The 12413-nt window shown below is 53.0% G+C and carries 13 protein-coding genes and 1 pseudogene; 1 reads left to right on the plus strand and 13 read right to left on the minus strand.

Annotated features, from left to right (window positions below; translation table 11 throughout):
• Window positions 1–604: 604 nt before the first annotated feature.
• The 13 genes from FGI04_RS06635 to FGI04_RS06695 form a co-directional block, all read right to left on the minus strand.
• Window positions 605–2419, minus strand: coding sequence for a sensor domain-containing diguanylate cyclase (locus FGI04_RS06635; protein WP_342701051.1), 1815 nt, complete (start codon window positions 2417–2419; stop codon window positions 605–607).
• 231 nt (window positions 2420–2650) lie between these two features.
• The gene (gene guaD, locus FGI04_RS06640) at window positions 2651–3955 is read right to left on the minus strand and encodes a guanine deaminase (RefSeq protein WP_407273339.1); all 1305 of its coding nucleotides are present in this window, start codon (window positions 3953–3955) and stop codon (window positions 2651–2653) included.
• 388 nt (window positions 3956–4343) lie between these two features.
• Entirely contained in the window at window positions 4344–4535 is a 192-nt protein-coding gene (locus FGI04_RS06645) for an ogr/Delta-like zinc finger family protein (protein WP_012769529.1), read from the minus strand.
• 96 nt (window positions 4536–4631) lie between these two features.
• Window positions 4632–5807, minus strand: a complete 1176-nt coding sequence (locus tag FGI04_RS06650) for a contractile injection system protein, VgrG/Pvc8 family (RefSeq protein ID WP_407273340.1) — start codon at window positions 5805–5807, stop codon at window positions 4632–4634.
• Complete coding sequence (locus FGI04_RS06655) at window positions 5804–6298, minus strand: phage tail protein (RefSeq protein WP_342701296.1); 495 nt, start codon at window positions 6296–6298, stop codon at window positions 5804–5806. The genes FGI04_RS06650 and FGI04_RS06655 overlap by 4 nt, the downstream gene beginning before the upstream one ends.
• Window positions 6299–6308: 10 nt before the next feature.
• On the minus strand, window positions 6309–7370 hold the full coding sequence (locus FGI04_RS06660; protein WP_407339928.1) for a hypothetical protein: 1062 nt from the start codon (window positions 7368–7370) through the stop codon (window positions 6309–6311).
• Window positions 7363–7482 (minus strand): GpE family phage tail protein, encoded by a 120-nt coding sequence (locus FGI04_RS06665; RefSeq protein ID WP_012769533.1) that lies wholly within the window; start codon window positions 7480–7482, stop codon window positions 7363–7365. The genes FGI04_RS06660 and FGI04_RS06665 overlap by 8 nt, the downstream gene beginning before the upstream one ends.
• Window positions 7483–7514: 32 nt before the next feature.
• Complete coding sequence (locus FGI04_RS06670) at window positions 7515–7805, minus strand: phage tail assembly protein (RefSeq protein WP_012884463.1); 291 nt, start codon at window positions 7803–7805, stop codon at window positions 7515–7517.
• 60 nt (window positions 7806–7865) lie between these two features.
• The gene (locus FGI04_RS06675; RefSeq protein ID WP_023639476.1) at window positions 7866–8384 is read right to left on the minus strand and encodes a phage major tail tube protein; all 519 of its coding nucleotides are present in this window, start codon (window positions 8382–8384) and stop codon (window positions 7866–7868) included.
• 14 nt (window positions 8385–8398) lie between these two features.
• Window positions 8399–9568 carry a phage tail sheath protein gene (locus FGI04_RS06680; RefSeq protein ID WP_342701046.1) on the minus strand — a complete coding sequence of 390 codons (1170 nt, stop codon included), beginning with the start codon at window positions 9566–9568 and terminating at the stop codon, window positions 8399–8401.
• A 225-nt stretch (window positions 9569–9793) separates the two neighbouring features.
• Complete coding sequence (locus FGI04_RS06685; RefSeq protein ID WP_342701045.1) at window positions 9794–10405, minus strand: tail fiber assembly protein; 612 nt, start codon at window positions 10403–10405, stop codon at window positions 9794–9796.
• A 2-nt stretch (window positions 10406–10407) separates the two neighbouring features.
• Window positions 10408–11046, minus strand: a complete 639-nt coding sequence (locus FGI04_RS06690; protein ID WP_407273343.1) for a phage tail protein — start codon at window positions 11044–11046, stop codon at window positions 10408–10410.
• Window positions 11047–11224: 178 nt separating this feature from the next.
• Window positions 11225–11782 (minus strand): recombinase family protein, encoded by a 558-nt coding sequence (locus FGI04_RS06695; protein WP_342701043.1) that lies wholly within the window; start codon window positions 11780–11782, stop codon window positions 11225–11227.
• A gap of 72 nt (window positions 11783–11854) precedes the next feature.
• Between FGI04_RS06695 and FGI04_RS06700 the strand changes: the two are divergent.
• Window positions 11855–12394: pseudogene (locus tag FGI04_RS06700) on the plus strand (phage tail protein); the annotation flags it as partial.
• Window positions 12395–12413 lie beyond the last annotated feature (19 nt).

The raw sequence follows: 12413 nt of genomic DNA on the forward strand, positions 1-12413 counted from the left end.
GGTAAAAAATCCATCGGCAATCAAAAGTGAGAACTTTAAAAAAAACGTGATTATCATCACAGGAAATACTTATGACACAGCTTCTCGTTATCCCAGTGGAATAAGCAGGATGATCGTCCGGACAATATTATTTTTATAGTTTTTCGTTATTCTTATTCTGGCAGGTGGGGTTGCTGATTATGGCAAAGTATACCCGTCATACTTCAAGTTGCAGGTGTGTTGGCGGCGTTACTCGGCCCATCAATGGGCCTCGCCCTTCGGGCCGCTGCAAGCAGCGTTCAAATCGGCGCATGCCGATTTGTCGCTCACCCGAATCACTTACCGGTGTAAGCTCATCGGGATGAAATGAGAGACATCCTGTCTCTCACCAGAGGCCAGCCGTTGGCTGGTCAAATTCGTTCCCAACGAATTTGTCACTCACTTGCCGCGTGACAAGGCTCTAATGAGCCTTGCCCTAAAGGGCCAACGCGTGGCGTTGTTCAACACGCATGCGTGTTGTCCCGCAACTCGAATTATTTTGGGTATAAGATAATGGCAAAGTAAAAGTAATGGCAAAGTAAGTGATGACGAGGTAAATCGTCATCAGGCTAAAATGTTAGGGCCATTATGCCGGGGGAACATAACGGCGTTTCGCCCGATACATAGCGCTATCCGCTTTGCGGATCAGCTCATTGGCGTTAAGCGGCGCGTCCTCTTGCAAAATGGCATGCCCCACGCTGGCGGATAGCGTAATCGTCTGATGGCGAATGGTGACCGGTTTTTCAATCTTCGCCTTCAGTTTCTGGGTGATGCTGCGAATTTCGCTGGACAGATTCTGCTGTTCATGAATAACCATCAGAAATTCATCTCCCGCCAGCCGTCCGATGAAATCGTAAGAGCGGGTATTCTGGCGTAGCAGCCGGGCAAAGGTTTTGATGACCCGATCGCCAAAATCATGCCCAAAATGGTCGTTATAGTGTTTGAAGTTATTGATATCAAAAAATAGCAGGGCCAGCGCCCCACGCCGTTTCTTGCCCGCCAGTCGTTGCAGATAACTGATGACGGCACGTCGGTTGGGCAGGCCGGTCAGGTGGTCGTGATTGGCTTCAAATGATAGCCGATCGCGCAACACCGTCAGGTAGGTGATGTCGGTGGAGAGGATATAGGTGCCGAGTTCCGGTGATTCGGCGGGCACCAGTTCGGTATGCAATGTGACGCGCTGGCCGTCAGGCATGCCCACTTCATGCTCAAAAGACGCCGGGTGCTGTTTCTGGCGTGATTCCTCCAGCCGTGGCAACAGCAACGCCAGCTCCTTTGGGCGAAAGATGTCATGGATATCACGCTGATACAGGGTGTCATGCTCATGACCGATTAACCTGCGTAGGTGGCGATTGGCAAAAACCAGCACGTTATCCGGATTGATGCAGGAAATCATCGCCGGAATATGGTCGGTGATGTCCTGAATGAATTGATGGCTTTGGTACAGTTCGGCGGTGCGCTGTTCTACCCGGTTTTCCAGCTCCAGGCTCAGGTCGCGTAATCGCTGCTCCGAGGCTTTTTGCGCGCTAAGGTCGGTCAGCGCCAGTAACAAGCCGAACTTGCTGCCGTCGGGATTGCTGAGTACCGAAATAGAGACCTGTGCCCACAGTTCGCTGCCGTCTGCACGGATGTAGCGGCGTTGCTTTGTGCTTTCCCGCACATCGTTGTTCATCAGCCGTTCGTGGTCGGCGATTAATGCGGGCATATCCTCCGGGTGGACGATCTTTTCCACCGGTAGCGTCAGTAACGTTTGCTCATCGTAGCCGAGCATATCGCAAAACGCGGGATTGACCTTTATCGGCCGTTTATCCGGGGCTACCAGCACCAGACCAATGGCCGCGCTGGAAAACATCTGCTGGTTAATGTAATCCGCGTGATGCAACTTTTCCTGCGCTATGGCTTCACGCGCCTGCATTTCGGCTTTATGCAGCACGGTTTGCACGATGCAGGCCAAATCGCTCAGTTGCTGCAGTTCCTCGTCGCTAAAGGTACGTGGTTGATGGTGATACAGGCACAGCGCACCCAGTGGCGTACCGAGTGAAGAACGCAGTGGGTAACTGGCGTGAAAACGAATCGGGTTTGCGCCGGTGACCAGCGGATTATTCACAAAGCGTGAATCCAGCAGAGTGTCTGGAACGATCAGCGGTGCGTTGGCGCTGACGGTATGAGCGCAGAAGGAAAATTCGATAGGGGGCTCCTGACGCGGAAAATTCTCTTTTGTCAGAAACCACTGGCGCTCACTGTTAACCAGCGAAATCACCACGCTCTGCACCTGGAAAAAGGTGCGGGTGATGCGTGCCAGACGCGGGAGTTCATCAGCGGGCTGGGTGTCGAAAATATTCAGCATGCGCGCGAGGATGTCTTGCTGTTCTTCGCTACAACGATGGCATGGGGACGTCATGACGAAACCTTATAATACCTGATGATAGTGGCTGTCGGCTCTGCGAAGGGCAGAGCGCAGCGGATGTCGCCATCCCGCAATTGGCCTGAGCGCTTGTCCGGTTATGATTCAAGATTCAAGAATAGTTATCGGTAGGTGGCACACCGCAACACGACTTTTTTTAGCGAAATGTGCGATGTGTCACTCTATAGGGTGTAATCCAGTCCGGTTTATCACAGACAGGTTCGTGGTTTATTGACCTTGCCGATAGACGCATTGACCGTGAACATAAGTCGCGCTGATGTTTCGGTCATCACCTTGCATCATTAGGGCGAACAGCCGTGAGTCCAGCGAGGTAGCCTGCTGCTGGCGGAGTTGCTGCAGTGGTGTCGCGGCCCAGTTCAGCACCACGAAGTCGGCGTCTTTGCCCGGCAGAAAATTACCCAGCCTGTCATCCAGCGACAGTGCAGCAGCACTCCCCAATGTGGCCTGATAGAAGCCTTCGCGTGCCGAGAGTTTTTCGCCTTGCAATTGCTGCACTTTATAACCGTCGCTGAGGGTTTGCAGCAACGACAGGCTGGTACCTGCGCCAACATCGGTACCGATGCCCACACGAACCCCGGCGGCTTTTAACGGATGCAGTCGGAATAAGCCGCTGCCTAAAAACAAATTGGAGCTGGGACAAAACGCCACGGCGGACTGACTACGCGTCAGCGTGTGAATTTCATCCGGGTGCAGGTGAATAGCATGAGCAAACACCGAGCGGCGTCCAGTTAACCCGTGGTGGTGGTAGACATCGAGGTAGTGTTGCTGTTCGGGAAACAACGACTTGACCCAGGCGATTTCGTCCGTGTTTTCACACAGATGAGTATGCAAATACACATCCGGATACTCCTGCAATAACCGGCCTGCCAGCGCCAGTTGTTCCGGGGTGGAGGTGGCGGCAAAGCGCGGCGTGACCGCATAGCGCAATCGCCCACGGTGGTGCCATTTTTCAATCAGCGCTTTGCTCTCGTCATAGCTCTGCTGGGCGGTGTCGCACAGCTCGTCCGGCGCATGGCGGTCCATCATGACTTTACCGGCAATCAGGCACATGTTTTTGTCTTCGGCGGCGCTAAACAGCGCATCAACCGACTGGGGATGGACAGTCGCAAATACCAGCGCGCTGGTGGTACCGTGCCGTAACAGTTCCTGAATAAAGAATACCGCCCGTTTACGAGCGTAATGTTCATCAGCGAACTTGCACTCGGTAGGGAAGGTGTAAGTATTAAGCCAGGACAGCAGTTGCTCACCGTAACAGGCGATCATTTCTGTCTGGGGAAAATGGATATGGGTGTCGATAAATCCCGGCATCAGTAATTGACCACGGTAGTCAATAACCGTTATCGCCTGACGATCCGTTTCGGTGAGGCTGTCATACGGCACGGCGTCCTGAATACGGCCGTTACGCACCAATAGCGCACCGTCTTCGATAAAGCGCGTGGCGTCGGGGTGGTGCAGTGGGTCGTCGACAAAGTGTAACAGACTGGCGCGGTAGGCCAGGGTGGCGTCCATCATGGGTATTCTCCCTGCTGTGGAGCAGGAAAACATGGGCGCATTGCCATGACGCCTTCCTGCTCCCGTGTTGTTCAAAGCGGTGTCAGCGTCTGATTTTTGATGGTGAAAAGGAAGGTGCACCATCGTCACGGCAGGATTCATTCCTTGCGGCGCTGATGGCCCGGCAGACCGTGAGACATTGTCGCAGCAAGTGACTGAAAATCAGTAAAAGCGGTTTGATACTACGAGCCGATGGCGGTCTGCGTCAATAATACGTTTTGCTAATGATTGACGAGTAAAGCCAGGAAAAACACTTTATGTGTATTCTGATGCATAAAAAACCCCGCCGGGCGGCGGGGAAAGACGGTCAGAAAAGTAAGGAAACACGGAGGGAGAGAGGAATAACGGGTTACTTGCGTTCGCCGTCAACCGGTTCAGTTTTGCCGGGTACCATGATGGAGCGGGTAATGGCTTCCATCGTCACGAACGTATGACCGCAGTTGACGTTGGTGCACTGGTGGTAACGCTCCTTGGTATTTTCAGACAGGTAGCGACTGGAGCGGGCATGAGCGGAATGACGGCACAAAGGACAATGCATCATTTTGAAATCACCTTATGTGTACGGGTTAGTTAAACATCTTACACACATACTATGCGATCAAATTCGAATTTGCAAACTTTAAATTCGAAAAGTGATTCATTGCGCGCTGGTGTTATCCACTACGCTGTAGCTAATGTCGTAAGCGACATCCAGCATCGACACTTCCAACTCAACCGCCGTGGTAAAACCGTTACCGGCGATGGTGTGGGTCAGACGTTTGATAGTCCACTGCCGCTCGTCGATCACGTGCTTGAATCCTTTGAGATTCACCAGCGCGCCAGGCTTTAGATTCTCCATACCGCGTGCCAGCGAAATCGAGAACGTTACCGTGCCACGCTGGGTTTCACGCCATTTACTCACCGCGGCCTGCGTGGCTTCGTCCTGGCTGGCGTAGGTGGTTTGTAGCGTTTGCTGGCTGTCTTCTTCCCCGGCCAGATAATCGTCAGTCGACAGATCGGACGGCTGGCTAGCCGATTTGGCGCTGGGGTGCGATGTTGACGCCGTGGTCTGTGTTTTACGCTGACGGCTAATCTTCACAGTATGTGTTTTTGCATCGCGGCTATCATGCCAGTTGGCGGTGATCGCGGTATTGGCAATGCGATCGGCAATCGTAAAACTGTGAGAGTCGCCGTCGCTGCGTTCGATCAGATACGTCGCGACATTTTTGCCATCTGCCGCCGTACCGCTGCCTGCGACGAAGAGTCGCAACGTATCGCTTTTTATCGCTACTGTGCCGCTGTATTTTCTGGCCAGACGACAGAGAAACGACAAATCGGACTCTTTGGATTGGTTTTCGTGCACGATTGCCGTATTAGCCAGCGAGGTGTCGATTGATGCCAGCAGGCTGTAGCGTTCCGCAATCGTCCGGGCGATATCGCCCAGCGTGGTCGCGTTATAGGAACCATCACGTGGCGTGTTGAGGTCGCCGCGAAAATTAACGCTACGTGCGCTGAGGGTAATTCTGTCCGGTGCCCCGCTGTGACTGACCTGGTCAACCACAAAGGTGCCTTTATCCTCCAGTGCTTTACCCTTCCAGCCGATTTTAACGCTGACTTTCTCCCCGCGTTTGGGCATCAGCACTTTGCCGTCGCTGTCATCGATATCCAGCGATAGCTGGTCGGATTCAAATCCCAGGACATCGTGCAGTGACAGCGAAATGAGCCGCTGGCTAAGATTGCGGGTCGTCTGGGGGTTACCGGATGAATCCGTCAGTGTTATCTGATAGTCCGGCGCAAGCTGGTCTGCAATACCAATGCGGTTATTTACTATCACGAGAAGACACCTCCGATGGCGGCTTTGGCGGACGTGATGGCCGGTGTAATCTGCTGGTTGTACAAATCGGTAGCTTGTTGGCTGAGGTCGCCAAACATGGCTATCAGCGATTCATCGACACGTGTCAGGTTAATCGTGAATTCGATACGCTTGGCGCTGCCGTCGGAGAAGAATTCCGTATTGGTGTGTTGCAGGCTTTCAACGACGAACATGCCATAAATGGTGCCGCTACCCTCGATCAACGGCCAGGCGCGACCTGTCCCGGCCATCAGTTCCAGCGCTGATAACGAGAGTTTACTGAACTTGCCGTTAATTTCAGGGCACAGTACGCCATTAAGGCTAATGGTTTCGTTACCTTGCCCCAAAAACTGCTGCGCAGGGCGTAGACCGATACGGCCATTGTTGGCCCAGCGATAATTAACATTACGACTGAGGGTACTGTACGGCAGTGTTTGCAATTGAAAGACAAATAAACCCAGTGCAAGCATCATCATATTATCCTCATGAAATAAGGTTAGAGGTCATCGAGTTGTAGGAATAGGCGCTGCTATTCGGGCTGTATTTTCTTAGTGCCTCTTCGATGTATTGCTTAATCACGTCGAGGTTACTGTTTTCGGGTACGGTAATGGTGATGTTATTGACCACGCGCTGGTCGAAATAACGTTGTGATGAATTCGGCAAGAGGGCGTTGTAATGGCCGTTCGTCATGTCGGACTGCAAGCTGGCGTGGTTTTCCACGTTGTTTTGGTTCATCAGACCCGGCTGGTTGAGCAATTGCATCGCGGATCCTGACAGCGCCTGCAGATTATCGAGCCCGCCCTGAAACGCTGAACTGCCATCACCGTCATCCAGATCCGCATTGCTTAAGGCGGATATCATCATGCTGGTTTCTTCCGTACCGACGAAAGACTCCTGGGCGGTACCGAAGAGGGCACTCAGCCCCTCAGCGCCAGTCTGCGATGTTGCACCCGTGCCAATCTGTGGCAGTAGGTTGGTCGGCAGATTGAGGCTTTGCTGTGCGTTCAGCAATGATGAGACGTTGCCCGGCAAAGAGGCGGAAGCCAGTCTGGCAGAGGGCACCAGACCGGCGATATGTTGTTGTGCCTGCATGGCGGCAGCGGCAGATAAATAGATGCTGTTGACACCGTCACTGGCCTGGGCAATAAGTGATTGCGTCACGCCAGCGTTCGGGCTCTGACCTGAGCGAGAGAGGCCACTATTGCCGGTTTGCGATAAGTGATGGGCATTTTTCAATGCAGCATACGTTGGGTTCAGCGCAGCGGTGATGGCATCGAACCGTCTGGCGAGATTACCCAGCATCCCCAGCTGTGCGGCGGCAGAAGTCCTGCCGCCTTTTTTTCCGCTGCTTTTCTGCGCGCTGGCAACGGTTGATGTACCGCTGTTGGCGAGCTGACCGGCTTTGCTCAAGAAATCCAGCAATACGCTGTTGATTTTATTCAGATACACATTGTCTCGCAGCGGTGAGAAAATGCTGTTGTCCGGAGCGTTGTTGCGCTGTGTTGCCGCAGACCCCGAACCTGGGGAAGTTGATGGCTTAGGCATAGTCTTGTCCACTTCGTTGTAGCGCCCGGCCACGCCAGTTAATCAACTCTGCCAGGCTCATGGGGAAAAGTTCTGATGGCGGCCAGTGGAACACCACCGCAATATCCGCCATCAGGTCGTCAACCGTGAGGCTCGGTGGGGGCGTTAGCGAACCGAGCCCGGTGATAAAAAACTGATCACCTTACCGGCGAATTCGAGCAGATCAGGCAGTTCCAGCCCCATCACGTCCGCCTCGGTCAAGGCCGGGTAGGTGATGCGAGGCAGCAATTTAATCAGCGCTTCCACATCGGCGCTCGCCAGTGCTGCCAGCCCGATGCCACGCAACGTACCTGCCGTTGGCGTGAGCAGCGTAATCGCGTCGATCTGCGTGTCGCCGCGTTTAATCGGGGCGTTCAGGGTAATCACGTGGTGTTGTACAGTGTTTTCAGCCGTCATAATAAAGACTCCCGTTTTATCAATAAGAATGGCCAGCCGTAGCTGGCCATGAAGCGGTCATTACAGACCGATATTGCGGCGGTGCTGTTCCAGACGGTCAACGCCGTTAACTTTTTCGATCATGTTGATGGTGTCGATTTCAATCATGTCGACGCCATCAATGATCAGTTTGTAGTAGGTACACTGGGTGGAAACACGGACATCGGTTTCTTCGCCTTGCTTGGATTCGCCACTGTCAATCGACTTGTGGCGGCCGCGCAGTACGATTTCAACAGCGGTGATGTCACCGGTGTCGTCACGCTGGTAAGAACCGGCGAAACGCAACGGAACGGCATCAGCACCCGGCAGGGAGTACTGGCTCCAGAAGGCGCTGTCCGGCAGACCGCCCATGTTCCATTCCATCACCAGGGCGTCGTTGTCCAGACCGAAATCCACCGGCGCGGAACCTTGCATACCGCCGCCACGGTAGTTTTCCAGTTTGCGGGTTAGTTTCGGCAGGGTGACGGAATGCACCTGGCCCATGTAGCTCATACCGTCGTTGAACAGGTTGAGATATTTAAGTTTACGTGGCAGTGCCATGAGTCTGTCGCTCCTTAGCTGTTAACAGATGCGGCCAGGTTCACCAGATACTTGTCGGTGATACGCTGACGCAGCGTGAGGTTTTCCAGTGGCGGCACCGGGGTGTACTCGTAGTCGATGTACAGCTTGCCTGCCTTCAGCGTTTCCTTGTCGTTGGCGCTTTCATCGAACCAGCAATCGGCGTCGATAATGTAGCCATTGGATTTCAGCTCGCGGAATTTAGCCTTGATACCTTCGATGATGTCGCGGATCAGGGTGGCAGTTACCGGTTTGTCGACCGCCCACATGTGCGCTTCGGCCATGGTGTCGGCCAGTACCTGCGCCGTGCGGGTGTAGTTTTCAAACAGGAAAAGCGGATCGTCGGAGCAGGTGCGGTTACCCCAGAAGCGGAAACCGTCCTTGCGTACCAGCGTGGTGACGCCAGCCTGGTTCAGCAGGTCGGCATCGCTACCGATGGTCTGCAGGTCCCAGTACACGCTTGCGGAGATGCCGGTAACACCGTTAACGCCGACGTTAGACAGGGTTTTATGCCAGCCGGTTTCCTGGTCGATTTTGGCACGCAGGCCCAGCGCACGTGCGGTGGCGTAAGCTGTTGCGCTGGCGTTAGTCGTGGTGTCCCAGGCAACGAAGTCCGGCCAAATCACCATCAGTTCGCGCTGGCTAAAGTTGCCGCGGTATTTGATGGCGTCAGACAGGGTTTTGCAGCCATAAGCGCTCACGTAACCGAAGGCGCGCAGTGACTGGCAGATAGCCGCCAGCGCGGTAGCGACAGGCTGAGAATCCAGCCCCGGAACGCCGAGGATACGCGGTTTCACGCCAGTCACAGCCTGCGCGTCCAGCAGGGCTTTCATGCCGGTGTATTTACCGTTGGCATCGGCACCGCCGATGATGTTGGATACCGTTTCAGCCTCGTTGGCGCCTTCCGCTACACGAACGACTACCGTAACCGGTTTGGTCTGGTCGCCGATGGCCTGCAACGCAGCAGCCAGGGTACCGGTTTTACCGGCTTTGCCTGCGGCGGTCAGTACATCGGTAATCAGCACCGGTGTATTCAGTGGGAAAGTGGCGGCGTCAGCATCTGGTCCAGTACAGACCATACCGACGATCGCGGTTGATACAGTTGAAATGACGCGGGTACCGTCGTTGATTTCGACGACCTGCGTACCGTGATGAAAATCACTCATCAAGAATGTCTCCTGTTGTGGGGTGGGAGTAATAGTGCCTTGCCACAAAAAAGAAGGCATCCGAATGGGGTTTGGTATCGGATGGCACAACAGGGGAATAAGTGGAGTGTTTTAATTTTAATTAAAAACAGATAGTTAAGTGGAAATAAAAAAGATGCCGTTGGGGGGGCAACGGCATCTTTGGCAGGGCACACATCAGCAGAGGGCGTCAGTGTGAACGCTCAATCAGGCTGGCATGGTTGGCCAGTCAATAGCGGGCGCGGCAGACAGATCTACCCGGTTTAACAAGACCAGATAGGTTTTCCAGTCCTTCAGTGCCTGAACTTCCTGTTCGCTCGCCATGTTCAGCTCAACCGCGTACTGCAGTACGGTCAGGCGTTTTTCCGCCTGCGTCAGGTAACTCGCCTGCTGCTGCTGAGCGGCAGTAAGCTGAGCGGCCTGTTTTGCCTTTTCATCCGTTACCCAGTTGTCACCTTGCCAGACATCATAGTCGGTTGTCGGCGGCAAGAGCGTCAGGGTATCGGGCAGGTCGCCGAGTTGGCTTATCTGGGTGGATTGACGTGTCTGTTTATCGTAGGCGGTCTGTCCGCGATAATTGACAATACTTTCCCAGGTTAAACCGTCCTGACTGCGCACGGTCGTGTGGCCAGCTTGCTCATCCGGTGGCGTATCCGTAAAGCTGTGCGCTGGAATGCCAACACCTTCCATCAGGTATTCCCGGGTGCTACCGATATATTCCCGTGTTTGTGGGTCAATATGGTAAACCTGAATATACCCATTGCTGACACTCAGCCCCTGTTCATTCAGCTGAGTCGTATTTTCGTTTGGTGTTGTCATGATTAACCTGCCTTAACGATATAGCTGAAAGCAATATTACGCGGACGGGTAGAACCATACCCATTAGCCCAGCCGTTATTATCCAGATCTTGTGCTCCTGCTGAGTCGACATTAATTGCAGAGCGAAGCATCTCATAATCTTTTTTATCTACTTTATCAAAACCCATGGCGAGATAAGTATTGGCTGCATCATTATTACTGTGGATCAGTGCACCAATGTTGACCGATGACAGCGTTGGATCTGATACAGTCAAGGTTCCTTTCTGCCAACTGAGAAGAGTGCGTCCAGTGTCGACATTTCTGCCATCATCCCAGCCACGAATAAATTCGCCGCGCAGATCCGGTAACGTGCCAGCAGGGTACAATTTCGCCAGTTGTGGATATTTCGCAGTGTCAAATGCCTGACCATTACATTTCAGCCAGCCTTCTGGTGCTTCTGCCAGCGGCCAGGGTTGCGGGATACCGACCAAATCTTTCAACCCGTCGATCGTTGAGGGTTGCGTCGCTGGGGTATCTTGCTGGCTATCCTGGCATTTGGCACATCCAATGGTAATACTGCCGATATTAATCGGGCTGTTTTTATACAGATTCTCTTTGCCGAGAATGAGATCCAGTGAACAAGGTGAGCTATATTTTTCCATGTATTTTCTCTCAATATTAATAACGTTGTTAGCGCGAGTGATATCGCGCTTTTATTATTTTTCGAAAACACAGGTTATGCATGGTAAGCGTGTTGTGTGAAAAAGGATAAAGCCTGAATTGACTTTACTATTTCAACGTGAATTATCGGAACTTACATTTTTTATTTTATAATAATAGCTACCCCGCCATTTTGGCGGGGAAATATTTATAGATGGTTTTTTCTGACACCCCAATGATATTGGCGATTTGCCAGCGTGTTGCGCCATTACTTAACAATGTTTTGGCATGATCAATCGCATCGGGTGTCATAATTCGCCGCCGCCCACCGATGCGACCGGCGGCTCTGGCTGCTGCTAATCCCGCCCGGGTACGTTCGACTATCAACTCGCGTTCCATCTCCGCCAGTGCACTCATGACATGGAAAAAGAAACGGCCAGCAGGCGTGGAGGTATCAATGGCATCTGTCAGGCTACGAAAATGAATACCACGGCTTTGCAGGTCAGACACCATGGTAATCAAATCGCGCACACTGCGGCCCAGTCGGTCCAGTTTCCAGACAATCAGCGTGTCGCCACGTTTGAGTTTACGCAATGCGCGTTTAAGCCCCGGTCGCCTGGCGTTTTTGCCGCTGGCCTGATCTTCGAAAATCAGCTCACAATTTGCACTGTTCAGTGCATTTTTCTGTAATTCGGTGTTTTGATCGCTGGTCGATACCCGGGCATAACCGATAAGCATAACGTAACCTCCTGAAAAAGTTGATTGTATTTATCTGTAAACTTTCTCGCAAACCTGGGTTTAAGCGACACACTGAAAATCGCCGATATTGTTGGCATTCCGTTGCCCTGGCCACAGGCGACGCCGCCTGCTGGCTGGCTCAAATGCAACGGTCAGGCTTTCGACAAAAACGCCTTCCCGAAACTGGCACAGGTCTACCCCGGTGGCGTACTACCGGATTTGCGCGGTGAGTTTATTCGTGGCTGGGATGATGGGCGCGGGGTGGATGCGGGGAGAGGACTGTTATCACGACAGGCCCCGTCCCTCATTACTGCTGACATCGGTCCTGATGCTGCACAACTACTTGTTGTTGAAGGCAGTGTGGCTAACCTGGCAACAGTCGATGAGTTCAACGATGCGATGCAGACTGACACAATTAATGACTCTGATTATGGTCCTGCACTGAAAGGGCATGCTTTTGTATGGAATAATTATGCTTACTCAAACAGTAGCAGTGCAAACTTGCAGATTGATCCAAATGCTAACCGGCCATTAAACAATAATGCTGCATTTCGAGTTGGTGGCGCTCGCCCCCGCAACATCGCCTTTAGTTATATTGTGAGGGCAGCCTGACGGTAGAGTTTGTTGCCCC

It is taken from the genome of Dickeya ananatis, assembly GCF_019464615.1.
Lineage (GTDB): Bacteria > Pseudomonadota > Gammaproteobacteria > Enterobacterales > Enterobacteriaceae > Dickeya > Dickeya oryzae.

Coding starts and splice junctions, on each gene's coding strand:
- FGI04_RS06670 (WP_012884463.1), bottom strand. CDS start 7,805: ATGACGGCTGAAAACACTGTACAACACCACGTGATTACCCTGAACGCC.
- FGI04_RS06685 (WP_342701045.1), bottom strand. CDS start 10,405: ATGACAACACCAAACGAAAATACGACTCAGCTGAATGAACAGGGGCTG.
- guaD (WP_407273339.1), bottom strand. CDS start 3,955: ATGATGGACGCCACCCTGGCCTACCGCGCCAGTCTGTTACACTTTGTC.
- FGI04_RS06695 (WP_342701043.1), bottom strand. CDS start 11,782: ATGCTTATCGGTTATGCCCGGGTATCGACCAGCGATCAAAACACCGAA.
- FGI04_RS06655 (WP_342701296.1), bottom strand. CDS start 6,298: ATGATGCTTGCACTGGGTTTATTTGTCTTTCAATTGCAAACACTGCCG.
- FGI04_RS06660 (WP_407339928.1), bottom strand. CDS start 7,370: ATGCCTAAGCCATCAACTTCCCCAGGTTCGGGGTCTGCGGCAACACAG.
- FGI04_RS06690 (WP_407273343.1), bottom strand. CDS start 11,046: ATGGAAAAATATAGCTCACCTTGTTCACTGGATCTCATTCTCGGCAAA.
- FGI04_RS06680 (WP_342701046.1), bottom strand. CDS start 9,568: ATGAGTGATTTTCATCACGGTACGCAGGTCGTCGAAATCAACGACGGT.
- FGI04_RS06675 (WP_023639476.1), bottom strand. CDS start 8,384: ATGGCACTGCCACGTAAACTTAAATATCTCAACCTGTTCAACGACGGT.
- FGI04_RS06635 (WP_342701051.1), bottom strand. CDS start 2,419: ATGACGTCCCCATGCCATCGTTGTAGCGAAGAACAGCAAGACATCCTC.
- FGI04_RS06645 (WP_012769529.1), bottom strand. CDS start 4,535: ATGATGCATTGTCCTTTGTGCCGTCATTCCGCTCATGCCCGCTCCAGT.
- FGI04_RS06665 (WP_012769533.1), bottom strand. CDS start 7,482: ATGGCGGATATTGCGGTGGTGTTCCACTGGCCGCCATCAGAACTTTTC.